Annotated in this window: 21 protein-coding genes; 8 read left to right on the forward strand and 13 right to left on the reverse strand. The window is 62.0% G+C overall.

Features of this window, described 5'->3' with window-relative positions:
• Positions 1-168 precede the first annotated feature (168 nt).
• The 4 genes from rpmI (at position 169) to pheT (ending at position 4,665) form a co-directional block, all read left to right on the forward strand.
• Positions 169-372, forward strand: coding sequence for a 50S ribosomal protein L35 (rpmI, locus tag AB8B29_RS18620; protein ID WP_003544621.1), 204 nt, complete (start codon positions 169-171; stop codon positions 370-372).
• A 37-nt stretch (positions 373-409) separates the two neighbouring features.
• Positions 410-814 carry a 50S ribosomal protein L20 gene (gene rplT / locus AB8B29_RS18625; RefSeq protein ID WP_047556345.1) on the forward strand — a complete coding sequence of 135 codons (405 nt, stop codon included), beginning with the start codon at positions 410-412 and terminating at the stop codon, positions 812-814.
• A gap of 329 nt (positions 815-1,143) precedes the next feature.
• Positions 1,144-2,226 (forward strand): phenylalanine--tRNA ligase subunit alpha, encoded by a 1,083-nt coding sequence (gene pheS, locus AB8B29_RS18630; protein ID WP_047556343.1) that lies wholly within the window; start codon positions 1,144-1,146, stop codon positions 2,224-2,226.
• Positions 2,227-2,241: 15 nt separating this feature from the next.
• Positions 2,242-4,665: a phenylalanine--tRNA ligase subunit beta gene (pheT, locus tag AB8B29_RS18635; RefSeq protein WP_112441492.1), complete on the forward strand. Its 2,424-nt coding sequence runs from the start codon at positions 2,242-2,244 to the stop codon at positions 4,663-4,665.
• Positions 4,666-4,914: 249 nt separating this feature from the next.
• Here pheT and AB8B29_RS18640 read toward each other — a convergent pair whose 3' ends face one another.
• The 4 genes from AB8B29_RS18640 to AB8B29_RS18655 form a co-directional block, all read right to left on the reverse strand.
• Positions 4,915-5,274 (reverse strand): nuclear transport factor 2 family protein, encoded by a 360-nt coding sequence (locus tag AB8B29_RS18640; protein WP_034514153.1) that lies wholly within the window; start codon positions 5,272-5,274, stop codon positions 4,915-4,917.
• Positions 5,275-5,367: 93 nt separating this feature from the next.
• Positions 5,368-7,455 carry a penicillin-binding protein 1C gene (gene pbpC / locus AB8B29_RS18645; protein ID WP_047641182.1) on the reverse strand — a complete coding sequence of 696 codons (2,088 nt, stop codon included), beginning with the start codon at positions 7,453-7,455 and terminating at the stop codon, positions 5,368-5,370.
• 7 nt (positions 7,456-7,462) lie between these two features.
• Complete coding sequence (locus AB8B29_RS18650; RefSeq protein WP_439006655.1) at positions 7,463-12,976, reverse strand: MG2 domain-containing protein; 5,514 nt, start codon at positions 12,974-12,976, stop codon at positions 7,463-7,465.
• 252 nt (positions 12,977-13,228) lie between these two features.
• On the reverse strand, positions 13,229-14,224 hold the full coding sequence (locus AB8B29_RS18655) for an aldo/keto reductase (protein WP_092574495.1): 996 nt from the start codon (positions 14,222-14,224) through the stop codon (positions 13,229-13,231).
• Positions 14,225-14,355: 131 nt separating this feature from the next.
• On the opposite strand from AB8B29_RS18655, the gene AB8B29_RS18660 reads away from it, so the two are divergent.
• Positions 14,356-15,246, forward strand: coding sequence for a LysR family transcriptional regulator (locus AB8B29_RS18660; RefSeq protein WP_037197190.1), 891 nt, complete (start codon positions 14,356-14,358; stop codon positions 15,244-15,246).
• Between the two features lie 49 nt (positions 15,247-15,295).
• Here the strand turns inward: AB8B29_RS18660 and AB8B29_RS18665 are convergent, their stop codons facing one another.
• Positions 15,296-15,790, reverse strand: coding sequence for a YciE/YciF ferroxidase family protein (locus AB8B29_RS18665; protein WP_092574527.1), 495 nt, complete (start codon positions 15,788-15,790; stop codon positions 15,296-15,298).
• A 150-nt stretch (positions 15,791-15,940) separates the two neighbouring features.
• Between AB8B29_RS18665 and AB8B29_RS18670 the strand changes: the two genes are divergently transcribed.
• The gene (locus AB8B29_RS18670) at positions 15,941-16,558 is read left to right on the forward strand and encodes a hypothetical protein (protein WP_037197195.1); all 618 of its coding nucleotides are present in this window, start codon (positions 15,941-15,943) and stop codon (positions 16,556-16,558) included.
• Here AB8B29_RS18670 and AB8B29_RS18675 read toward each other — a convergent pair.
• The 4 genes from AB8B29_RS18675 to AB8B29_RS18690 all read right to left on the reverse strand — a co-directional run bounded on the left by AB8B29_RS18675 (position 16,548) and on the right by AB8B29_RS18690 (position 19,624).
• Positions 16,548-16,991 (reverse strand): GNAT family N-acetyltransferase, encoded by a 444-nt coding sequence (locus tag AB8B29_RS18675; RefSeq protein WP_037197197.1) that lies wholly within the window; start codon positions 16,989-16,991, stop codon positions 16,548-16,550. The genes AB8B29_RS18670 and AB8B29_RS18675 overlap by 11 nt on opposite strands.
• A 14-nt stretch (positions 16,992-17,005) precedes the next feature.
• A complete protein-coding gene (locus tag AB8B29_RS18680; protein ID WP_037197199.1) occupies positions 17,006-17,956 on the reverse strand; it encodes an aldo/keto reductase in 951 nt (316 codons plus the stop codon).
• Between the two features lie 106 nt (positions 17,957-18,062).
• Positions 18,063-19,061: a GlxA family transcriptional regulator gene (locus tag AB8B29_RS18685; RefSeq protein WP_439006656.1), complete on the reverse strand. Its 999-nt coding sequence runs from the start codon at positions 19,059-19,061 to the stop codon at positions 18,063-18,065.
• A complete protein-coding gene (locus AB8B29_RS18690) occupies positions 19,058-19,624 on the reverse strand; it encodes an isochorismatase family protein (RefSeq protein WP_037197201.1) in 567 nt (188 codons plus the stop codon). The genes AB8B29_RS18685 and AB8B29_RS18690 overlap by 4 nt, the downstream gene beginning before the upstream one ends.
• Positions 19,625-19,941: 317 nt before the next feature.
• On the opposite strand from AB8B29_RS18690, the gene AB8B29_RS18695 reads away from it, so the two are divergent.
• On the forward strand, positions 19,942-20,928 hold the full coding sequence (locus tag AB8B29_RS18695) for a Gfo/Idh/MocA family protein (protein ID WP_439006657.1): 987 nt from the start codon (positions 19,942-19,944) through the stop codon (positions 20,926-20,928).
• Between the two features lie 9 nt (positions 20,929-20,937).
• Here AB8B29_RS18695 and AB8B29_RS18700 read toward each other — a convergent pair whose 3' ends face one another.
• The 3 genes from AB8B29_RS18700 to AB8B29_RS18710 form a co-directional block, all read right to left on the reverse strand.
• Positions 20,938-21,324 (reverse strand): GtrA family protein, encoded by a 387-nt coding sequence (locus AB8B29_RS18700; RefSeq protein ID WP_037197204.1) that lies wholly within the window; start codon positions 21,322-21,324, stop codon positions 20,938-20,940.
• Entirely contained in the window at positions 21,321-22,334 is a 1,014-nt protein-coding gene (locus AB8B29_RS18705) for a glycosyltransferase (RefSeq protein WP_037197205.1), read from the reverse strand. Before AB8B29_RS18705 ends, AB8B29_RS18700 begins: the two co-directional genes overlap by 4 nt.
• An 89-nt stretch (positions 22,335-22,423) precedes the next feature.
• Positions 22,424-22,642, reverse strand: a complete 219-nt coding sequence (locus AB8B29_RS18710) for a hypothetical protein (protein WP_162732653.1) — start codon at positions 22,640-22,642, stop codon at positions 22,424-22,426.
• Here AB8B29_RS18710 and AB8B29_RS18715 point away from each other — a divergent pair.
• Positions 22,575-24,419 (forward strand): hypothetical protein, encoded by a 1,845-nt coding sequence (locus tag AB8B29_RS18715; protein ID WP_037197207.1) that lies wholly within the window; start codon positions 22,575-22,577, stop codon positions 24,417-24,419. The genes AB8B29_RS18710 and AB8B29_RS18715 overlap by 68 nt on opposite strands.
• Here AB8B29_RS18715 and AB8B29_RS18720 read toward each other — a convergent pair.
• On the reverse strand, positions 24,416-24,646 hold the full coding sequence (locus AB8B29_RS18720; RefSeq protein ID WP_037197208.1) for a hypothetical protein: 231 nt from the start codon (positions 24,644-24,646) through the stop codon (positions 24,416-24,418). The genes AB8B29_RS18715 and AB8B29_RS18720 overlap by 4 nt on opposite strands.
• Positions 24,647-24,823: the final 177 nt, after the last annotated feature.

Here is a 24,823-nt window from a genome sequence, read left to right on the forward strand (position 1 = left end):
GACCGGCAGGGCATGCCGTGGCAGTTCAGAATGCTGGCGGGGCGGTTCATCACCGTATCCGCCGTTCAACAACAAACGCTCCGGCACCTTGTCGCAGCCCGGCCTAGCCGGATCTGTGGGAAGGGCTCTTTAGCAAAGCGCGCACGGAAGCACCAAAGGAGTAGCAAAATGCCCAAGATGAAGACGAAGTCCTCTGCCAAGAAGCGGTTCAAGATCACCGCGACCGGCAAGGTCAAGGCAGCCGCTGCTGGCAAGCGCCACGGCATGATCAAGCGTAGCAACAAGTTCATTCGCGATGCCCGCGGCACCATGGTTCTCGCAGAACCGGATGGCCGTAAGGTAATCAAGAACTACTTGCCGAACGGTCTCTAAGACTATTCGTAACGCTATAGACTAAGGAGATCATGAAATGGCACGTGTAAAAAGAGGCGTTACCGCCCACGCCAAGCATAAGAAGGTTCTGAAGCAGGCTCGCGGCTTCTACGGCCGCCGCAAGAACACCATCCGTACCGCCAAGGCCGCTGTCGATCGTTCCAAGCAGTACGCTTACCGCGACCGCAAGGTCAACAAGCGCAATTTTCGCGCCCTCTGGATCCAGCGCATCAATGCTGCCGTCCGCGAATCCGGCCTGACCTACGGCCGCTTCATCGACGGCCTGACCAAGGCTGGCATCGAAGTCGACCGTAAGGTTCTCTCCGATATGGCGATCCATGAGCCGGAAGCTTTCGGTGCGCTCGTTGCTGCCTCCAAGAAGGCGCTCGAGTACCTGAAGGATGCCGGCACGAAGAACGAGTTTGAAGCAGTCGTTAGCTAACGCCGCTTCGCACGTCTTTCGTAAATTCATTATGAAACCCGCGCTGGCAAAACCGGCGCGGGTTTTGTGTTTTGCAGCCTACGCTTTTCCATCGTGTCAGGCGGTCCTGTCGGGCGGAACCCCGGGAAATGGATCGCGTATCGGGCGGCAAGTGCCAAGGACCGCTTTCTCGGCGGGTTTTTGTCATTTGCCCGGTTGATTGGCCGCTTGCACATGGGTAGTGATCTGCAGCGCCTCATCGTTGCCAAAAGCTGTCTGATGTGGGCGTTCATCCATTATTCCGCGGACTGAGCGGCGTTCCAAGCCCGCCGCCCGCAAGGCAGGATCAGATGACGGAACTCGTAACACTTGAAACCCAACTCATGGCCGATGTGGCCGCGGCGACCGACGAGCAGTCGATCGAGGCGATCAGGGTGGCCGCGCTCGGCAAGAAGGGCTCGGTTTCGGAACTGCTGAAGACGCTGGGCTCGATGTCGCCGGAAGAGCGGCAGACACGGGGTGCTGCGATCAACGCGCTGAAGAACTCCGTCACCGAGGCCATCAATGCCCGCAAGGGCGCGTTGAAGGATGCCGCCATCGACGCGAAGCTGAAGGCCGAGACCGTCGATGTCAGCCTGCCGGTGCGCTCTTCTCCGGCTGAACGCGGCCGCATTCATCCGATCAGCCAGATCGTCGACGAGATCACCGCGATCTTCGGCGACATGGGCTTCTCGATCGCCGAAGGCCCGGATGTCGAGACCGATTACTATAACTTCACGGCGCTGAACTTCCCTGAAGGACATCCGGCCCGCGAGATGCACGATACCTTCTTCTTCCAGCCGGACGATAAGGGTGAGCGCAAGGTGCTGCGCACGCACACCTCGCCGGTGCAGATCCGCACTATGGAAGCGCAAAAGCCGCCAATCCGCATCATCATTCCCGGCAAGACCTACCGCCAGGATAGCGACGCCACGCATTCGCCGATGTTCCATCAGGTCGAGGGCCTGGTCATCGACAAGACGGCGAATGTCGCCAATATCCGCTGGGTGCTGGAAGAATTCTGCAAGACCTTCTTCGAGGTCGACAATGTGACGATGCGTTTCCGTCCGTCCTTCTTCCCGTTCACGGAGCCGTCCTTCGAGGTCGATATCCAGTGCGACCGCTCCGGCCCGATCGTCAAGTTCGGCGAGGGCACCGACTGGATGGAAATCCTCGGCTGCGGCATGGTGCATCCGAACGTGCTGCGCTATGGCGGCCTCGATCCGGATGAGTATCAGGGCTTTGCCTGGGGCATGGGCCTCGACCGCATCGCCATGCTGAAATATGGCATGCCGGACCTGCGCGATTTCTTCAATGCCGACGTCCGCTGGATGAACCATTACGGCTTCCGCCCCCTCGACATGCCGACTTTGTTCGGCGGCCTGAGCGCGTAAGCAAGGATTGATCAGATGAAATTCACACTCTCCTGGCTGAAAGAGCACCTGCAAACGGATGCCACGCTCGACGAAATCTGCGCCCGCCTGACGATGATCGGGCTTGAGGTCGAGGATGTCGACGACAAGGCCGCTTTCAAGCCTTTCGTCATCGCCAAGGTTCTGACGGCCGAAAAGCACCCCCAGGCCGATCGTCTGAAGGTGCTGATGGTCGATACGGGCAGTGGCGCCCCGGTTCAGGTCGTCTGCGGTGCGCCGAATGCGCGCGCCGGCCTCGTCGGCGCCTTTGCTGCGCCGGGCACTTACGTTCCCGGCATCGATGTGACGCTCGCCGTCGGCAACATCCGTGGCGTCGAGAGCCGCGGCATGATGTGCTCGGAAAAGGAACTGGAAATCTCCGACAGCCATGACGGCATCATCGACTTGCCCGAGGATGCGCCTGTCGGCACCAGCTTTGCTGCCTATGCCGGCCTCGACGATCCGATCATCGAGATCAACCTGACGCCGAACCGCCCGGATTGCACCAGCGTCTACGGCATTGCCCGCGATCTCGCCGCCTCCGGCCTCGGTACGCTGAAGCCGCTCGCGATGCCGGCCTTCGCCGTCGAAGGCGAAACGCCCGTCGCGCTGAAGATCGTGCTCGACGATACCAGGCTTTGCCCCGGCTTCGCCCTTCGCCTCGTGCGCGGCGTCAAGAACGGCCCGAGCCCGAAGTGGATGCAGCAGCGGCTGCTCGCCATCGGCCTTCGCCCCATTAGCGCGCTGGTCGATATCACCAACTACATGACCTTCGACCAGGGCCGGCCGATGCACGTCTTCGACGCGGCCAAGGTCAAGGGCAATCTGGTGGTGCGCCGCGCCAGGGACGGCGAGACCGTGTTGGCGCTCGACCAGCGCGAATACAAGCTGAACCCGAGCAATGTCGTGATCGCCGATGATAACGGCGTCGAGTCGATCGGCGGCATCATGGGCGGCGAGCATTCCGGCTGCGACGAGAACACAACCGATGTGCTGATCGAGTCGGCGCTCTGGGACCCGATGAACATCGCCAAGAGCGGCCGCAGCCTCGGCATCATCACCGATGCGCGCTATCGCTTCGAGCGCGGCGTCGATCCGGAATATATGGTTCCAGGCCTCGAGCGCACGACCGAGCTGGTGCTTGCCTGCTGTGGCGGCACGGCCGCCATGGCCAAGGTCGAAGGTTACAAGGGTTATGAGCCCAAGATCGTCGATTTCCCGCTGTCGGAAGTTAAGCGCCTGACCGGCCTCGAGGTCTCTGCCGAGGAAAGCAAGTCCATTCTGACGAAGCTCGGCTTCTCGGTGTCCGGCTCCGGCGAACGTGTCTCCGTCGCCGTTCCCTCCTGGCGTCCGGATGTCGACGGCAAGGCCGACCTCGTCGAAGAAATCATGCGCATCCACGGCGTCGACAACATCAAGCCGCAGCCGCTTAGCAGTCATGCCGCGGTCAACGGCAAGATCCTGACGGTGCTGCAGATCCGCACCCGCTCGGCCAAGCGGGCGCTTGCTGCCCGCGGCATGCTGGAAGCCGTCACCTGGTCGTTCATCGCTGAAGACCAGGCGAAGCTCTTCGGCGGCGGCTCCAACGCGCTGAAGCTCGCCAACCCGATCGCCTCAGACATGTCCGACATGCGCCCTTCGCTGCTGCCGGGTCTGCTCTCGGCCGCGCAGCGCAACGCCGACAAGGGCTATGGCGACGCCGCGATCTTCGAAGTTTCCGGCACCTATGAGAACGACACGCCCGAGGGTCAGCGCCGCGTTGCCGGCGGCATTCGCCGTGGCACGGCGACGCTCGCCGGCGCCGGGCGCATGTGGTCGAACGCCGCCAAGGGCGGCGGCAAGCCGGTTGATGTCTTCGATGCCAAGGCTGACGCGCTGGCGGTCATCGAAGCCTGCGGCCTGCCCATGAGCAATATCCAGATCGAGCATGGTGGCCCCGCCTGGTATCACCCCGGCCGTTCCGGCACCATCAAGATGGGCCCGAAGGTCGTGCTTGGCTACTTCGGCGAATTCCACCCGAAGACGCTGGAAGCGCTCGACGTGTCAGGCGCGCTCGCCGGCTTCGAAGTCTATATCGATGCCATGCCCGAGCCGAAGAAGAAGGCGACGCGCACCAAGCCGGCACTTGAGCTTTCGCCGTTCCAGGCCGTCAAGCGCGACTTCGCCTTCGTGGTCGACAAGACGGTGGAAGCCGGCGCCATCGTCCGCGCCGCTGTCGGCGCCGACCGCAAGCTGGTGACCGGCGTCAACGTCTTCGACATTTTCGAGGGCGCATCGCTCGGCGAAGGCAAGAAGTCGATCGCCATCGAGGTGCAGATCCAGCCGGCCGAGCGCACGCTGACCGACGAGGATTTCGAGGCGCTCACGCAGAAGATCGTCGCCAATGTGACGAAGGCGACGGGTGGAGTTTTGCGGGGTTAATCTGCTGCTATCGAGTTTGCGGAGGGGGCGGCCACCCCCTCTGTCTCTGTTGCGACATCTCCCCCACAAGGGGGAGATTGGTAGCTCGCTGAACTCGCCCGCCTCAAGCAACACGAGTCCGCAGAAACTGCAGCTTATTGTTTTACGGGTAAAGAGCCGCAAGCTCCCAACGATCTCCCCCTTGTTGGGGGAGATGTCAGCGAAGCTGACAGAGGGCGTATGGTCGCCGCATACTCAAATGCCGCTCCTCTACCGATGCAAATGATAAACCTTATTCACCACGCTCCACCGCCCATCGATCTTCAGCAATGACAGGTAGTCCGAAAAGCGCATGCCGGCGAATTCGTCGACGACCTTGACGCTTGCCGCATCGCCCTCGATGTCGATCAGTTCGATTTCCATAAACGGTATGGTGCCGGGCGGGGCGCTGCCTTCCTCGACGATCGCCGAGATGAATTCATCCCGCGTCATCCATTCGACTGCGCCTTGATAATTGCCGATGATATCAGCTCGCGGATGGAACGCCTTTCGCAGCGCGGGCTCATTCGCGAATGCCATGCCATCGACATAGAGGTGAACAACCGCACGGATTGCCTGCTCTTCCGACATCTCGCCATTCCTCGTTTGAGTTATGTCTAACATAACATAGGCGGTGCCGGCTGGCAAAAATGCGACGGCGTGCTCGCGATGATTTGACAGCTCTTATTCGACGAAAACCCGCACGCTTGCCGCACGTCCGGCGGCGTCTATGACGGTGAGGGTCGAATATCCAGCGCCGTCAGGCGTCCATTGATTCGTGCGGCGGCGCGAAAGATCCGGCAGCGGCTTGCCGTTGGCGAGCCATCGGAATGGTGCGCGGCCACCCTGCAGCTTCAGCGCCAGCGGCGTGATCTGGTCAGCACCGCCGCTGGCACCGAGATCGACGCGCGCCCCTTCCGGGGGATAGACGATCTGTGGCGCCGGCTCGCGGTTCGAGGCCGACAGCAGCCCGGCAGCGGTCACGGAAAAGCGCCGCTGGCTGATCGGCAGCTCGGTCGCGGAGATGCGCACCGCGCCCATGGGAGGCGACGGGAAAGGCGTGATCGCCACGCCCGATTTGGCGAAGGCTTCGAATAGGATGGGTGCCGCCGAAACATAGCCCGCCAGCCCCGGCACCGCGCCGTTGTCGGGACGACCGACCCAGACGCCGAGCACATGCGCGCCATCATAGCCGATCGACCATGCATCGCGGTTGCCGTAGCTGGTGCCGGTCTTGTAGGCGATGCCGAGCTGCTTGCTGCCGCGGGGCGCGATGATGTCGGAGAGAATGTCGGTGATGTTCCAGGCGGCGATCGGTTCCATCAGCGGTTCGCTGTCGATCGGTCCCGGCTGGTCCTGAATGCCGTCGCCGATCCGCATCGGCTTGCCGCGATTGGCAAGCCCGGCATAGAGCTGCACGAGGTCCTTGAGGGTGATGCCGACGCCGCCGAGGCCGATGGCAAGACCCGGAGCTTCGTTCGGCGGAAGCTTCGGCTTCACCTCGGCGCGGCGGAAGCGCACCAGCAGCCGGGTCGGTCCGACGGCGTCGAGCAGGCGTACGGCCGGCACGTTGAGCGACAGCTGCAGCGCCTGGCGCACGCTCACATCGCCCTGGTAGGTCATGTCGAAATTGCGAGGACGGTAGCCGTAGAAATCGGCCGGACGATCCTCGATGATCGTCTCCTGCGCCACATAGCCCTGCTCGAAAGCCAGGCCATAGATGAAGGGTTTGAGCGTCGAGCCGGGGGAGCGCAGCACGCGGGTCATGTCGATCCAGCCCGAGCGGCCGGAATCGAAGTAATTGGCCGAGCCGACCTCGCCGATGATCTCGCCGCTCTTGGCGTCGGCCATCACCATCGCAACCGACACCTTCGGCCCAAGCCGCTTTGCCGCCGCATCGGCAACTGCTTCCAGCCCCTGCTGGACATCGCGCCGCAGGGTGGTTCGATGCTGGATGATGCCAGGCTGCTTCTTCAGCGCCAGTTCGGCGAGATGGGCCGCATAGGCTGGCAGCTGCCGTCGGTTGGCCGGTATGGGTGAAAGAGCAGCGCGTTCGGCTTCCCCTTCGCCGATGATGGCGGCGACCGCAGCGCGCTCGAGCACGCGGTGGCGGGCGGCCTGGGCGGTGGCGAGATTGCGGTCCGGCCGGCGCTTTTCCGGCAGTTGCGGCAGGGCGACCAACAGGGCGGCTTGAGCGACGCTGAGATGGCGCGGCTCCTTGCCGAAATAGGCAAGGCTCGCAGCTCGGACACCCTCGAGATTGCCGCCATAGGGCGCGTGCGTCAGATAGAGGTCGAGGATTTGCTCTTTGCTCAGCCGCCGCTCAATCTGGATGGCGCGGACGATCTGCAGAAGCTTCGCCGTGACAGACCGCTCGCTGCGCGGCTCGATCAGGCGCGCCACCTGCATTGATAGCGTCGAGCCGCCGGAGACGATGCGGCCGTGGGTGGCGAGCTGCAGGAACGCGCGGCCGATCGCCATGGGATCGACGCCGTGGTGATTGTAGAAGCGCCTGTCTTCATAGGCGACCAGCATGCGCAGAAATTGCGGATCGACGTCGGCAACACCGATCTTCAGTCGCCAGCGCCCCTCGGGCGTGGCGAAAGCACGCAGCAGGTCGCCGTTGGCGTCGAGCACCTCGGAAGAGACGATGCGCGCAGTGTCCAGCGGCGGCGGAAAGGCGCGGTCCGCGGCTTTAAGGCCGAAGACCAACGCCACCGCCGTCAGGGCAGTGGCTCCAAGGCCAATCGCAATCTTCCATCGCGCCTTCATGGCTCTCTTACTGCTGGGCGGCCAGCACTTCCATGCGGCCCATCGCCGTGCGGGCCGAGAACTGCGGACGGTACATGTCCTCGACGCTCGCCGCCGGATGATCGTAGACGCCGGGTGTGACGGCGCGCACGACATAGGCGAAGCTCAGGTCACGGTTGGCGCCGTAGGTCTGGTCGAAGGCGGCGACGAAGCGGTCGTTGCGGAATTCGACATGGGCGGGCTGCACATCGCTCAGCCAGTCGAAGTTCGACAACTGGGCGCTGCTGACGATGCTCGGATTGTCGATCTCGAAGCCCGCGGGCAGGAGGTCTGTGACGAGCAGGCGCTGCGGCCAGTCATTGGCTCCTATCACGTGCAGCACGACGACGTAGCGCTCGTTCTGCTGTGCCTGGCTGACGTTCGCCTCTTCGCCGTCGAGCGTGTAGTACTTGCGCTCGATCTTGAAACCGTTGCCGCCGGCCGGCAGCGGCGTGACGGGAGCGGCGACGGTGGTGACGGCCGCAGACAGCGGCTGGCGCGTCGTGTTGGTGACGGTCAGCGGATGGCCCATCAGGGCATCGCCCGACATCTGCGCCATATAGGTGCCGGAGTGTGCAGCGCCGTTGACATCAAGCGTCAACCCGTCGTCGCCGTTCTGCAGCGCCCGGGCGGCGAGCAGCATCCAGGTCTGTTCCTGGGTGCTGGTGTAGCCCCGGCTCTGCCATTCCTTGCCAACGACGCTTGCCAGATCCGGAATGATCGGCGGTACCGGGCGGCTCTCGGCGGCGAGCGCCAGCACCGCGGCACCGTCGCGCAGCGACGAGCCGTAGTCGGAGCGGGCAAAGCTGACCTTGGTGATCGCCGCCTTCTGCGACATCTGCAGGGAATCCACGAAGATGTTGCGCGAGCGCTGGGCATCCCCATAGAGGGCCAATGCCGCAGCCAGATGCGCCTTGGACAGCGGCGTCGGGAAGTCGTTCAGCATCGTATCGGCGTAGTAGCGCAGATCGCTGATCGAGGCCTTCTTGTTGCGCGCCAGCACATAGAGCGCATAGGCGATCTCGTTGCCGTTATCCTTGACGTTGGTGTTGGCGCTCAGCGAGTTCTGGAGGTTTTCCAGTGCCTGCACCATGGCCTGATCCGGCACGATATACTTCTGCTCGCGGGCGCGGGTCAGGAAGTCAGTCACATAGGCATCAAGCCAGAGATCGCCGGATCCCGGACCCCAGAGGCCGAAGCTGCCGGTCGACGACTGGTAGGACATTTCGCGATAGATGGCGTCCTGGACGCGCTTGTGGATCTCCGTGTCGTCGGCAAGGCCGTTCTTGATCGCCATGTCGCTGAAATAGAGCAGCGGCAGCGCGCTGCTCGCCGTCTGTTCGGCGCAGCCATAGGGATAGCGGCTGAGGCTCATCAGCAGCGCCGGCACGTCGAAGGCGCTGGAGCGGCTGACATTGACGCTGACCGAGGCGCCGGGCAGCACGCTGTCGGCGAGAAGATCGGCATTGACGGTCAGGCTTTTGCCGGGCGCAAGCGCGATGACGCGCCGTTCAGTGACCGGCAGCTGCGCCGGCCGAACGGGAATATCGACAGACTGATCGAGCGATAGTCCCGAAGCATTCGACAGTTTGATCGCGATAGTGCCGGCACCGGGTTGTCCGCCTGTCAAAGGCAGCGTGATATTGTATTTTCCGCCGGCCTGCAGGTTGATCTTCTGCTGTGCGGCATTCGCATCCACGCTCACGGCGCTATTGCCCGTGACCGCAAGCGTGTAGTCGCCGGCAGGCGCATCGGTGTTGGCGACGTCGAGCCGCAGATTGGCCTTATCCCCGGGAGCCAGGAACTTCGGCAGGCTCGCGGTGACGACGACCGGATCGCGGATGATCACATCCTGCGTCGCATGCCCGACACCTGATTTCGACCATGCCACGGCCATCAACCGCGCCGTACCATTGAACTGCGGGATATCGAAGCTGACATTGGCATTGCCGCTGGCATCCAGCTTGATCGGGCCGGAGAAGAAGGCGACCAGCTTTTCCGTCGGTGGGCTCGCCTGCAGGGCCGCCTGTCCGCCGTCGCCGCCGGTGCGCAGCTTGCCGGTCGCCCCGAGCGAGCCGTCGATGAGGCGTCCGTAGATGTCGCGGATTTCGAGGCCGAGCTGACGCTGACCATAATACCAGTCGTCCGGTGCCGGCGGCTGGTAGCGCGTCAGGTTGAGGATGCCGACATCGACGGCAGCAACCGTGACATAGGCGTCTTCATTGGCGCCTGCGCCCGAGACCTGCACGCCGATGGTCAACGGCTGGCGCGGCAGGGTCTTCGCCGGTGCATCGAGCTTGATCTGCAGCTTGCGCTCGCCGGGATCGACCGGCGCCCATTTGATGCCGATGGCGCGCATCGGCATGCGGCTTTCCTGGGCATCGCCGGGCCGGAACAGGGTCGCGGTCAGATAGGTGCCGGCGCCCCAATCGGCGGTTACGGGAATGTCGACCTCGCCGCCAGTGGCGCCGATATCGGCATTGGTGACCGAAATCAGCGTCTCGGCACCGGCCGTCACCATCAGCTGGCCGGCATAGCGCGAGGTTACCTTGAGCTTGGCGGTATCACCGACCTTATAGCTCTGCTTGTCGAGCGCGATCTCCAGTGCATCCGGCGTTTCCGTCGAGGTGGAGGCGACATACCAGCCGGCGTTGAATTCGACGCTGGATTCAGGGCCGTTCGCATCGGCGGTGGAGACCTCAAGCCGATAGCGGCCCCAGGTGACGGGCACGGAAATTGCCGCGCCGTCGGTGGTGGCGTTCACCGTGCCGACAGCCACCTGCTTGGTGGACATGATCGGCTCGTATTTCCAGCTGTTGCCGTCGCGATACCATTGATAGTCGCGCTCGATGCTGAGCAGCTTCCATGTCAGGCCCTGCATGGCCTGTTTCTGGCCATTCGCGTCGATGGCGATGACGTGGAAGTTGCCGACGGAATTTTCGCCGAGATCGCCGTCGAATTCCGGCTTGATGCCGATGCGCGAGCCGTCGGCCTTGACCGACAGCGTGAGGGAGCGCTCGACGGCGCGGCCGCCGGCCTCCTGCATGCGCACGGTGATGTTGGCGTTCAAAAGCTGCGTGGTCGAAGGCGTGTCGTTGATGGTGACGTCGAAGGTGGTCTTGCCGTTCTCGTCCAGCGCCTGCAGATCTTCGAGCGGCACCTGTGTGCTTTCGGCCTTGCTGTCGCCGCTGCTGCTGTCGCCGTCATTGTTTTCCTTGCCGGCGCCCTCGTCGGCAAGGCCGAACTGATAGCCCACGTAGTCGGCGCTTTCGCGCGTCGGCTTCAGCGTCACTTCGCCTTCGAGGTTGAGGCCGGCGGCCGGCGCGCCATAGAGGTAGCGTCCGTCGACATTAACAGGCGTCGGCTGGCCGACTTCGATCTCCTTGGCGTCGCTGGTCATGTCGAACTCGATACGATCCGGCACGAAGTCGTCGACGAGGAAGGTCTGCGAGCCAATGGAGGCGCCCTTCGGGTCGGTATAGATATTCATCGTCCAGGTGCCGCGCATGGAGGTCTGCTGCAGCGACAGGTCGACATTGTAGCCGCCGAGCTTGCCGCCATCGGTGACGATGCGGCGGTCCTCGACGCCATCGGGGCGCAGGAAGACGAAGGTGAGCGGCAGGTTTTCCACCGCCGTCGAGCTGACGTCGCGGGCAAGCGCCGAGGCATGCACCGTCTCGCCGGCGCGGTAGATGCCGCGCTCCGTCCATGTCAGCAGGTCGATCGCGCCGGGCGCGGTTCTGCCGGCAACGCCACGGTCGGAAAGATCGAAGCCGGCGCGCGTCATGTCGAGGAAGACATAGTCCTGATCGCCGTTTTGTGCGGTTATGACGGCCGGCGTCATGCCCGCCGTGCCGCGCATCAGGCCGGCGCTGAAGGTGGCGCGGCCGTTGTCGTCAGTCTTTGCGGTACCGAGGATTTCATTGTTTTTGGCGAGCAGCTGCAGCTGGACGCCGGCGAGCGGCTTGGCGCTGCCGAGCGAGCGGGCAAACACGTTCAGGCCGTCCGTGCCGGCATAGGTGGTGACGCCGATATCGGACACCACGAACCACTGCGTCGCCTGCGGATCCCATTCCTGACCGCCGCTATTGGGGGCCACGGCCGTCAGCACATAGACGCCTGGCTTGCGCTTAGGCAGAGCCTCATCGACCGGGAAGCTGGTCGCGACATCCTTGTTGAGTTCCTGCTTGATCTCGATCGAGCCCTGCCAGACCAGCTCGCCATTGGTATCCTGGATGGTCTGGGCGCTGTAGCTGTCCATCTGCGTCAGGAACTGCGAGTTGTTGAGGATCTGCGCAATGTTGCGGTCGCCGATGCGGTAGAGCTTGAGATTGGCCGTGGTGGCGTTGACCGAGACGATCGGGATGCCGCGCCGCGCGGTGGACGGCAGCACGAAATTGTCGCCGGTAAAGCGCAGCGAGGCCGTGCGGTCCTTGACGTAAACGTCGACATTGACCTGTGCGGCAAGGTTTTCATCCACGGAGGAGGGCAGGCCGGCGCGCACCGAAATGCGGTAATGCTGGCCAAATTCCAGGCCTTCGACGCAGATTTGATTGTCCTTCGCGTCGACGCCCTTCGGCGCAGCACCATTGACGGTGACGAATGGCGTATAATCGACGCCGCTCTTCACCAGCTTTTCGGAGAACTGCACGCAGGCGCGCGGCGATGCATTGTCATTATCGAGCGTGTTGCCGGTGACGCGGAAACCCTGGCGAGCGCGCAGATCGTCATAGGCCGCTTGGACGGCGGCGGAGCTGGCGAGATCGAGGCTTGCCTTGTAGGCGCTGAGCGCCGGGCGATAGTTCTGCGCGTTCTTCAGCGACTCGGCGAGAACAGCCAGCGCATCGGCGCGGCTGTTCGTCGTGCGGGTCAGTTGATAGCCGTTGAGCGCCGCATAGGCCGCCTTGGTGGCAACGGACGTATCGTTCGTGATCGTGTTGGCGGCCCGCGCCATCTCGATCCACAGGTCGCCATTGTCGGGGTTGAGCGAGAGCGCGCCCTGGAATGCGTTCAGGGCATTGTTGACGTTGCCGGAGGTCAATTCGATGCGGCCAAGCGCGATCAGGCTTTCGACGCCTTGCCCCTTCAGTTCGCTGCCGAGCGTCAGCGTGCTCTTTGCATCGCGTGCGCTTTGAACGAAATTGTCTGACAGGAAGGAAAGGGCGGGTGCGGCACCGATATCCGGTTCGTTGGCTGCGGCGGTTTCGACGATTTTGCCGGCGACGGCGCCCGGGAAACTGTTGAGCTGATTGAAGTCGGACTTCATGAAGCACCACTTCACCTTGGGATTGTAGGTGAAGGCCTTGCAGGACTTGTCGCCGATGCAGGACGCGGAGCATTGATCCAGCGTCACGTTCTGCTCCGTTCGCAGATCGAAGCCGAAGTAATCGCCGTCCTTGGTGGTGACCACCTGTCGTTTGACATCAGCTGCCGCCGAGGGGCTCAGAGATGTGAAGATGGCGAGTAGAAAAGCGGAGAAGCCGATAAACGCGCGCTTAGACATAAGTCCTCCCAACGCTGCCCGTTTTGATTGGCCGCACCTTAAAATTTCGGGTTGGTTTGTCAACCGAGCGTCGAGTGGAAGCGCGGGGTTTGCGACCATGCCGATGCGCCCCCGTGGCGTCAAACGGGCGGCAATTCCGCGGCTTTTGGGGACTTCGTGGTCCTGTCGCGTCACTTCACTTTTCTTTTCAGCCCTAAAATGGCACCGGCCGCCGGGCCGATGCCTTTGCGTAAAGAAATGAGAGCTTGCGCGTCATATATTTGTCATGGCCAGCGAGGCATCGGTATAGCGCTTGCCGGCGACGCTTTCGAGCGGGATGATCGCCCCGAGTTCCTCCACTTCTCGTGGCGAAAGTACGATATCGGCGGCCGCCGCATTCTGCTCGAGATGATGCAGTTTGCGGGCGCCGGGGATCGGGACGATGGTATCGCCCTGATGCAGCACCCATGCGAGCGCCAGTTGTGCCGCCGTGACTGCTTTTTCCTTCGCAAGGGATTCGAGCTTGGCCACGAGGGCGGCGTTGGCATCGAAATTCTCGGCTTGGAAGCGCGGCAGCGAGCGCCGGAAGTCGTCATCGGCGAGGTCGTCCGTCTTGCGGATCGCGCCGGTCAGGAAGCCGCGGCCGAGTGGGCTGTAGGGGACGAAGCCGATGCCGAGTTCGCGGCAGGTGGCAAGCACATCCTCTTCGGGATCTCGGCTCCAGAGCGAATATTCACTCTGCACGGCGGCGATCGGATGCACCGCATGGGCGCGGCGGATGGTGGCGGCACTGGCCTCGGAAAGGCCGAGCGCCCGCACCTTGCCTGCTCTCACCAGCTCCGCCATGGCGCCGACCGTGTCTTCGATCGGAACGTTCGGATCGACGCGATGCTGGTAGAAGAGATCAATGACATCGGTGCCGAGCCGCTTCAGGGAGGCTTCGGCAACCTCCTTGATATGCTCGGGACGGCTGTCGACGCCGACTATGGCGGCGAGGCCGGATTTCTGAGGGTCGAGCTTGAAGCCGAATTTTGTGGCGATGACCACGCGGTCGCGAACGGGTTTCAGTGCCCGGCCGAGCAGCTCTTCATTGGTGAAGGGGCCATAGGTTTCGGCGGTATCGAAAAAGGTCACGCCGAGATCGACGGCGCGATGCAGCGTTTTGACGGATTCGTTGTCATCAGTCGCGCCATAGGCGAAGCTCATGCCCATGCAGCCGAGCCCGACGGCGGAAACGGTGAGATCCTTGCCAAGCCTGCGGGTTTTCATAATTGCGTTCCTTTTGAACCTTGTTGGATCGGCGGCGGCCATCAAGGCCGGCCGACGGGTTCAAACTATGTCCCGGCATAGTGAATGAAAATCCATGCAAATTCTCATAGGCTGTTCTATTATTTAGATTAATGAACAGGACCCAACTCTCCCAACTGGCGGTTTTTGCCGCCGTCGCCGCCCATCGCAGCTTCCGCGCCGCCGGCAAGGAATTGTCGATCGCGCCGTCTGCGGTCAGCCATGCCGTCTCACGCCTCGAGGAAAGCCTCGGCGTGCGGCTGCTGGCGCGCACCACCCGCAGCGTGTTGCCGACCGAGGAGGGCGAGGCGCTGCTGCAACGGCTGGCGCCGGCGCTGGAGGAAATCGATATCGCGCTGGAGGATACGCTGGCCACCCGTGGTCGGCCCGCCGGCACTCTCCGCATCACCGCGCCGCGCTTTGCCTCTGACCTGCTGATGGCGCCGCGGCTCGGCGATTTCCTCAATACCTATCCGGATATTACCCTGGAGATCGCCAACGAGGACGGCTTCAGCGACATCGTCAAGGAGGGCTTCGATGCCGGCATTCGGCTGGAGGAGAGCATCGAGGGCGACATGATTGCCGTCAAGGTCTCGCCTGATATCCGGACCGTCATCGCCGGCTCGCCGGCCTATTTCGAGAAGAATCCGAAGCCGCTGCATCCGCGCGATCTCGTCCATCACCGCTGCATCAAGCGGCGTTTCACCGACGGCTCGATCTACCGTTGGGAATTCGAGAAGGACGGGCGAGAGCTGATCGTTGCCGTCGACGGTCCCTTGATCGTGATCGAGGACCGGCTCGCGGTTCTGGCGGCGGTCAATGGCGCGGGCCTCTCCTATCTGTTCGATATACGCGTGAAGCAGGAACTGGCGGACGGCAGCCTTATCCGCGTGCTCGAGGATTGGTGCCCGCCCTATCCCGGCTTCTGCATCTACTATCCGAGCCGCCGCCAGATGCGCCCGGCGCTGAGAGCCTTCATCGATTTCTTCAAATACACCGGATGACGCAGAAGGAAGCGGCCGGATGGTCCGGCCGCTTTTCGGGTGTCGCAATTCAGGCGGCTGCCTTCTGATTGACGCTGCTGTTTGCAAGCTTGGTCAGGGTCTTGTCGGTGTTGGTTTCCTGCTGCAGCGTCTGGTCGAGCAGGCCGGCAGCCTCCTTGAGACCCAGCGTTTGCGCCCAGGTCTTCAGTGAGCCGTAGCGGGCCATTTCATAATGTTCCACGGCTTGTGCAGAGGAGATGAGGCCGGCATCGAGGGCGTGTGTTCCCTTGAATTCCTCGATGATCTCTTCGCCCTCGGCAAGTATGCCCTCGATTGCGTCGCAGGTCTTGCCTTTGGCGCGTTTGCCCATCAGCTCGAAAATCTGCTCCAGGCGCTCGACCTGCCCTTCAGTTTCCTCAAGGTGCTTTTCAAAGCCTGCCTTCAATTCGGGGGATTGAGCCGCGCGTGCCATCTTTGGCAGCGCCTTCAGGATCTTCCGTTCGGCATAGTAGATGTCCTGCAGTGTGTCGTAAAAAAGGTCTTCCAGCGTCTTGTCCTTGGACATGGTTTCCATCCTTGTTTTTGGGGTGGGAGTCACTGACGGTGACCCTCTTACAAGGGAGCGGCAGCGCTAATGTTCCGAAGAAATTCGGGTGGCGAAGTTTTAAAAAAGACGGAATGTTGAATCGACGACAGGGAATAGGGGGTGTTGCCGATGAAAAAGCCGGGGTCGATGAAGGGTTTGGAAGAGCTTGGCCGCGTCAGACTGTCAAAGAACTTCTTCTTCCGCGATTTCCTGCATTCGGAGATCGCGGATTTCTATCGCATCCCCAACATCCCCGAGGATCCGAATCTGGCGATCGAGGCGGGTCGAAGGCTGTGCGAGGAATTGCTGGAGCCGCTGGAGACGACCTTCGGCCGTCTGCATATCCGTTCCGGCTATCGTTCGCCTGATGTCAATGCCTTCGGCAACAGGAATGGGCTCAATTGCTCCACCAATGCCCATACCGCCGCACATCATATCTGGGACATGCGCGATCTCGATGGCTGCATGGGTGCGGCCGTCTGCATTGTCGTGCCCTGGCTGATCGACCATCACAGTCACGAGGGCGATTGGCAGAAACTTGCCTGGTGGATCCACGACCACCTGCCTTACGCTTCGCTGTGCTTCTTCCCGAAGCTTTGGGCCTTCAACATCCAGTGGCATGAGCGGCCGATGCGGACCATCCAGAGCTATGTCAGCCCGCGCGGCATGCTCACCAAGCCGGGCATGGCGAACTGGGAGGGTGATCATTCCGCCCTTTACGAGGGCTTTCCGAAGCTCAGATGTTGATGCGGTACCGGATATGCCCGTCGCTCTCGACATAGGTGTCGTAAAGTTTGCGGGCGGTCGCGTTGGTTTCGTCCGTGTGCCAGTAGAGGCGCACCCAGCCGTTTTTCTTGCAGAGCGCGACGAGGTCGTCCAGCAGTGCCCGGCCGACACCGCGACCCCTGGCGCTTTCATCGACGAACAGATCTTCGAGGTAGCAGTCCGGTGCGCGCACCCATGTGCCCTCATGCGTGATGCAGAGCGTGAAACCCTTTACCTCGCCGTCAACCTCGGCCACGCGCATGAAGATTGCCGACGCCGGATCGAAGACCCGGCGCCATGTCGCATCGGTGATATCAGCAGCAATGGTGACGCCGTAGAAGGCGAGATAGCCATCCCAGAGCGCCCGCCAGCGCGCTTCGTCCTCGGGTCTGGCGTCACGGATCGTCACGGTCATCTGTTGGCCCTTGCTTAGGCGCCGGCTTCGTCGAGCAGGCGCATGGCTTCATCGGAAAGGGAGAGTTTCGCCGAATTGATTAGCGCGTCGAGCTGCCCGAGGCTAGTGGCGCTGGCGATCGGAGCGGTCACGCCGCGCTTGCGCAAGAGCCAGGCAAGCGCGACCTCGGCCGGCTTCGAGCCGGTTTCGGCGGAAACCTTGTCGAGCGCCGCGAGAATGCGAAAACCCTTGTCGTCGAGATAGGCTGCCACGCGATTTTCGCGCGCCCGTCCCTCCGTATCCGCCTTGGTGCGGTATTTGCCGGTCAGGAAGCCGGCTGCGAGGCTGAAATAGGTGATGACGCCGATCTCTTCCTTCACGCAAAGATCCGCCAGCGCCCCCTCGAAGCTGTCGCGTGCATAGAGGTTATATTCCGGCTGCAGCACGTCATAGCGCGGCAGGCCGGCCTTGGCGGCGGCATCGAGCGATGCCTGCAATTGCTTCGCATCGAGGTTGGAGCAGCCGACATGGCGGATCTTGCCCTGCTCCTTTAGCTTCGCATAGGCGGCAAGCGATTCCTCGTGCGGCGTTTCCGGATCCGGCCAGTGCGACAGGTAGAGGTCGATATAGTCGGTCTGCAGCCGCTTCAGCGAGGCATCGACGGCTTCGACGATATAGTCGCCCTTGAGACCCTTCTTGCCCGGACCCATGTCCGAGCCCACCTTGGTGATGATGATGGCCTTGTCGCGGGCGACGCGACCCTGCTTCAGCCATTTGCCGATGATCTCCTCGGAATCGCCGCCCTTGTTGCCGGGAACCCAGCGCGAATAGACATCAGCCGTGTCGATCGTGTTGAAGCCGGCGTCGAAGAAGGCGTCGAGCAGTGCGTAGGAGGTCTTCTCATCGGCTGTCCAGCCAAAGACATTGCCGCCGAAAACGATGGGGGCAACAAAAAGATCGGTTCGTCCAAGCTTGCGCAGGTCCATGATATCTCTCCAAATCACTTGAGCGGGAAGCCGGCGTCAGAGGCGCCGGAGGGGAAGGACAAGGAAGGCTACCGCCGCAAGCCGTGAAATTCCACTAACGATTTCTTTATTCTGGCGTTGAGCGTCGATAGTGGCTGGGCGGCAGCGTGTTGTATTTCGACCAGACACGCCGCATGTGTCTTGGTGAGGCGAAGCCGGACTTCTCCGCCACGCGCTCCATGTCGAGCCGTGAATTGGCGAGCACGTCGCGCGCCAGCGTGACGCGCATCAGGTTGACATAGCCGGTGACCGACAGGCCGGCATGCTCTTGGAACAGCCGGGAAATATGCCGTGCGCTCATCGCGCCGATGCCGGCGAGTTCTGAGAGCGACCAGCTATGGGCGGGATCGGCCATGATTGCATCCTGAACGCGGTGGATGGCGGGATGCACATGGTTTCTGCCGCTGAGCCAAGGCGAAAGCTGCGGTTCGGCACCGGTTCTTCGCATGTAGACGACCATATGACGGGCGATCGTCAAAGCGGTTATCGGCGAGGTCAGCTTGGAGGTGAGGTGCAGCATCAGGTCTGTGCCTGTCGTGATGCCAGCGCTGGAATAACGTTCCCGGTCTTCGACATAGAGCCGGTTGTCGAGAACCCTAGCGGTCGGGGCATATTGTCGGACTTCATCGATACAGCCGGCATGCGTCGTGCATGCGTAGCCGTCCATCAGGCCGGCACGGGCCGCAATGACGGCGCCCGAGCAGATGGTGACGAGGACAATGCCGGGGCGGATTGCAGCTTTCAGCCATGCGGCAAGCGTGTCGATTTCCCGCTCGATGTCTTCGGCATCATCAGGCGGCGTGACGCTGCCGGATATGATGACATAGGCGTCGTCGGGAATGTGATCTGGCAGGAGTTCGAGATCGGCAAGCGTCAACCCGACCGAGGTCGTTTGCGAGGGGCGGGCGGCGATGAAACGATAGTCGAACCGGATATCGTCCTGTTCGATGTTGGCGCGGCGCAGCACCTCCATCGGCCCGGCCACATCCATCAGCAGCGTATAGGGCGGCAGAAGGACGTAGACGGGAATGTTCCGGCGATGGAGGCGTCCGTCGCTATGGCTCATGCAGCGCTCCGGATCGGGGCATCGACAAGTGCTTCTTCGACCGTTGCGATGCGGGCGAAGCGGCCTGACAGCACCAGTTCGCTGCGCTTCTTGATATCGTTGACACTGAAGACCGTGCCCGAAGCATGCGTCATCGGGAAGGTCAGCGTCGCCGCAGTCACGTAGTCGACTTCGTAGCCGAGATCGGATGCATGCCGGGTCGTCGTCTCGCAGCACTGTTCGGTGCGGATGCCCGAGACGATGACCTTGCGGATACCGTTTTCCACCAGCCAGACATCCAGGCCGGAGCCGACGAGTGCCGAGTGGCGAGCTTTGTGAAATATTGCATCGGCTTCCAGCGAGACCTCATCGAGCGTGCGCACATAGCCGCTTTTCAGGCTGAAATGCGGATCGTCGTCGACATGGAAGATTTGGACGACGGGAATGCCCCTGGCCTTGGCCCCATCGATCAGCGCCTGCAGGCGGCTGGTGAAGGTGGGCAGGTCGTCTGTTTGCCAGTAGGGACGCTGGCGAAACGATTCCTGAACATCGATAACCAGCAATGCGGTGCCGGGATGGGACATTTTCGTATCTCCTATGGTTGAAAGGATAGCCGAAACTAGGCGCCAGTCAAAAGGTCCGAAAGCCACCTATCTGACAGAAAGAGGACAAATTCGGACATGTCTTCATACAGTTCGGCGAGATGTCTGCGAGCAATGATCGTCCCCAAGCCGTTGCGCCATCTGAAACGGCCGAATAAGGTTGCTCTTGGTTTTGCCCAGAGCGGAATGGTCTCGTTTCGCTCTCCACCCGCCGTATTGACAAGGGATCCCGCCGGAAGGCCGTGTCGCGACCATCGCTGCGGCCGTTCGCTTCGGGATGATGCTTCAGGAGGAAGATCATGTTGCGTTTCGGAATTCTATCGACGGCAAAAATCGGCCGCGAACTGGTGGTGCCGGCCATTCAGGATGCGGAAAATTGCGTTGTCACCGCCATCGCCAGCCGCGACCTGGCGCGCGCCCGGCAGATGGCCGACCGCTTCTCCGTGCCGCACGCCTTCGGTTCCTATGAGGAAATGCTCGCCTCCGACACCATCGATGCCGTCTATATTCCCTTGCCGACGTCGCAGCACGTCGAATGGACGATCAAGGCCGCCGATGCCGGCAAGCATGTACTTTGTGAAAAGCCGATCGCGCTCAAGGCGGATGAAATCGACAGCCTCATCGTGGCCCGCGACCGCAACAAGGTGCTGGTGACAGAGGCCTATATGGTCACCTATGCACCGGTATGGCGGAAGGTCCGCTCGCTGCTGGCCGATGGCGCCATCGGCCGCCTGCGCCATATCCAGGGCGCCTTCACCTATTTCAATCGTGATGCCGGCAACATGCGCAATATTCCGTCGCTCGGCGGCGGCGGCCTGCCCGATATCGGCGTCTACCCGACCATCAGCACCCGTTTCGTCACCGGCCGCGAACCCCTGCGCATCCAGGCAGTGACCGAGCGCGACCCGGAATTCGGCACCGACATCTATTCCAGCGTCAAAGCCGATTTCGGCGATTTCGAAATGAGCTTCTACATCTCGACGCAGATGGCCAATCGCCAGATCATGGTCTTCCACGGCACGGAAGGCTTCATCGAGGTGAAATCGCCCTTCAACGCCGATCGCTACGGCGCCGAGGAACTGGAGCTGACCAATCGCAGCCACACGGAATCGCAGATCTTCCGCTTCCCCGACAGCCGCCAATACAAGCGCGAGGCGGAAGCCTTCGCTTCGGCGGCACTCGGTGAGGGGGCGGAGGTCGTATCGCTGGAAAGCTCGAAGCTCAATCAGAAGGTCATCGATGCCATCTACCGCGCCAGCGAGAAGGATGGCTGGGAGCCGGTCTGAACCGGCTTCTCAGGGATTTTGCCGGTGGCGGAAGACAAAGCGTGAATAGCCGAAGAAGCTGAACGCGGTCGCCGCCGCCGATGCCAGCGTCAACGCGATGATCGGGCGCAAGCTCGGCTCGGCCACCAGCAGCGAGCTGAACAGAGTATAGTTCAGCAATGCCGAGGTCAGGCCGACCGAGCCATAGCGGAAGCCTTCGGCCGCAAGCGAACGGTCGGAGCGGCCGAAGGTGAAATTGCGGTTGAGAAACCACGTGGCAAGCAGCGCGCTCGGTATCGATATCGCCCGGCCGATGAAAGGGCCGAAGGGCGTGAACCAGAGCAGCAGGTGAAGCACGCCCGCATCGACCACAAAGCCGACGCTGCCAGCGATCAGGAAGCGAAAAAGCTTCTTCATGCGGCCTTTGCCCTTTTCTTCCGGCTCACCGGCTTTTCGAGTTCCGCCATGTAGACCGGCCTGTCGTCGCCGATCTGGCGGGATGATGGCTTGGCCAAGCTCATATAGTGGATGCGCAGCTGTTCTGCGCGGGCACGGGCGACGGAATCGAGTATCAGTCCGGCCGTGAACAGCATGAAGGAAATCATCATCAGCGCCACGGAGAGCACCCAGGTCGGCATGCGCGTCACGAAGCCGGTCTCGAAATATTCGACGAGGACGGGGATCGAGAAGCCGATGCTCAGTTCCATGGAAATGACGCCGAGAATGCCGAAGAAGACGAAAGGCCGCGTTTCCTTCATCAGCATCGCGAACATCCAGAGGATCTTCCAGCCGTCGCGGAAGGTGGAGAGTTTCGAGTGCGAGCCTTCCGGCCGCCGACCGTAATCGAGTTCCAGCTCGCTGACGGGCAGCTTCAGCCGCGAGGCATGAACCGACATCTCCGTCTCGATCTCGAAACCGCCCGACACGGCGGGGAAGCTCTTCACGAAACGGCGGGAGAAGGCGCGATAGCCGGAGAAGATGTCGGTGAAATCCGCGCCGAAGATCGTACGGTACAGCCAGTTGAAGATGCGGTTGCCGAAGGCGTGGCCCTGGCGACCGGCGTCGTTGTGAACGTTGCGGCGAGTGCCGACGACCATGTCGGCGCCTTCCGTCAGTAGCGTGCGGATGAGCTCTTCGGCGTCTTCGGGCGCATAGGTGCCGTCGCCGTCGGCCATGACATAGATATCGGCGTCGATGTCGGCGAACATGCGCCGCACGACGTGCCCTTTGCCTTGCCGCCGTTCGCGCACCACGGTCGCGCCAGCGAGCATGGCATGCAGCGCCGTGCCATCGGTCGAGTTGTTGTCGTAGACATAGATGCCGGCATCCGGCAACGCCCTACGAAAACCGCGAACGACATCGCCGATCGTGGCGGCTTCGTTGTAGCAGGGCAGAAGAACGGCGATGTTCAACTTCTCATTCCACATGGTCTTGGCCGGTTCCTACGCGTGATTTCAAGTTGAGGCCCGATGGACGATCCGGACGAGAGCTTATCCCGTTGGCTGTTAATAAGACCCTATGGTTGCGAAGGAAAAATGGCGGGAATGCCGCCCTTGCCGGGAACATTGTCGTGATGGATGCCGCCGCGTGCACGCGCTTTACTTTTTCTTGATGCACAGCGATTAGCGTGCAGCCTCGAATATCCTTCAAATACAGGGTTCATCAACATGGCACAGACGCTGGCAATGCCGCCCGAAGCAGCTGCGGCGGCAGAAAGGAAAGCATTGCTGCGCAAGTCACATCCTGTCCTTGTGCCACTGATCTACGCCATCGTCATCATCCTCGCCCAGCTGGTCATTCATCGCCACCTCACGGACTATGTCGGCCCCGACAATGACGACGTCATGCGTCTTGTCGAAGTGCGAGATTTCCTGGGTGGTCAGGGCTGGTTCGACATGATGCAATACCGCCTCGGTCTCGACGGCGGAACGTTGATGCATTGGTCGCGCTTCATCGATCTGCCGATCGCCAGCCTCATCCTCTTCTTCCGGCTGTTCTTCTCGCCGGAAGGCGCGGAGGCGGCGGCGCTGACCGTCTGGCCGCTCATGCTCGTGCTGCCGCTGATGGCCTTCATGGGCCTCGCGGGCCGCCGCATCGGCGGCGTCGAAGGCATGCATTTTTCGCTGATCCTGACATCGTTGTTTGTTCTGACCTCAGGCCGTTTCGTGCCGGGATCCATCGATCACGACAATATTCAGCTCGGCCTCGTCGCCCTTGCGGTCGCCATGCTGGCCGACGAAAGCTACAAGCCCCGCAATTTCGCCATCGCTGCTGTCGCCCTTGCCATCCAGCTCGGTATTGGTGCGGAGACGACGCCCTTCGTGGCGGTCGCCTGCGTGGCGGTCGCCTGTTTGTGGGCCTGGGACGGCGCGGTCTTTGCGCCCGCCGCCCGGGCTTTTGCCCTGACGCTGACGATTGCCGTCAGCGGCGCTTTCTTCTCGCTGGTGCCGCCGCGCCTCTATTCGATGGTCACCTGCGACAATCTCTCGCTCGGCTTTTATGGCATCATCAGCGTCGGCTGCGTCGGGCTCCTCCTGTCCGCACTCTTCGCCAGCCGTCTGTCCCGGCCGTGGCGCATGGCCGTGCTGGCGGCCAATGGTGCAGCGGTCTTAGCCACGACCGTCGCGATCGCTCCGCAATGCCTGCGCAATCCGCTTGCCGATCTGGACCCGATGCTGGTGGAACTCTGGCTGAGCAAGGTGACCGAGGCGCAGTCGATCTTCTCGATCGCTCGCACAACACCGGACGGGCTCGGTGCGTTCTACGCGACGGGCTTCCTGGCGATGCTTGTCTGCGCGTTCCGCATTATGCGCGGTGAACGCGCCCGTTTGCATGCGATCCTGATGGCCTTGGTCGCCGTCAATTGGGCGATCACGCTCGTGCAGGTTCGTGGCGCGGAATTTTCCAATCTGCTTGCCATTCCACCGCTGGCATTGCTGCTCGCCGATCTGCGCCGTATCTCGGCGGCCGATACCGAGGATGTCGGCGCTGCCTTCTTCTATGTGGTGACGGCCTTGATTTCTGCGCCGGCCGTATGGGCCGTCGGCGGCGCGCTTGCAGATAAAGGCATCGTCAACAGCTTTACCGTCGCCCCACCCGCCAAGGCCAAAGAGACGTCGAACTGCGCGTCAAAGGAAGCTCTGGCGCCGATTGCCAACCTTCCGCCGGGGGTCATAGCTGCGGCATCCAACATGGGTGCACCGCTGCTGCGCTTCACGCCGCATCGCACCTTGTCCGGCCCATATCATCGTGATCCGGATGGGATGCTGGCCGAACTGCATATCGGCCTTGCGGAGCCGCAGCAGGCGGAAGCGCTTCTGCGCGACGCGCATGTGACGCTGGTCGCATTCTGCAAGGGCGATCCGCAGGTGGAGACGCTGTCCGAACTGAAACCTCGGGGACTCTATGCTCAGCTGGGCGCGGGCCATGTGCCCGCTTATCTCGAGCCCATTCCCACACCGACCAAATCGGATGTGCAGTTCTTCCGGTTCAAGCCGCAGGAGCGATCCTAGGCGCGGCGGCCGTGCTCCATCATATCGGTGGTAATGAGATAGCCGATGAAGCCGAGATTGTAGCCGCCCAGCGCGACGAACAGCGTCGTCAGCGGCGGCACAACGATGGAGACGGCGACGGCTGCCATGAAGGCGATACTCACCAGCGCCACACCCAGCATCGCAGCGATCGTCGAGCGCTGCAGGCCGGCGGCAATTCCGATGATCGTGGCGGTCACGAATATCATCGCTCCATATCCTCTTTACCAAAAATCACTTTGCACAGAATTACGCACGGATGGCTAAGAAAGGCTTTGTCGACAGGGTTAACGTTTGATGAAGCAATAAGCTCCGCGTGTCCTGTGGGACGCGCAAAGGACACAGGAGCACTTTAAATCTGCGCATAATCCTTTCCTTCAATCGAT

This window comes from Rhizobium sp. 11_C7_N12_5 (assembly GCF_051811145.1).
Classification (GTDB): domain Bacteria; phylum Pseudomonadota; class Alphaproteobacteria; order Rhizobiales; family Rhizobiaceae; genus Rhizobium; species Rhizobium lusitanum.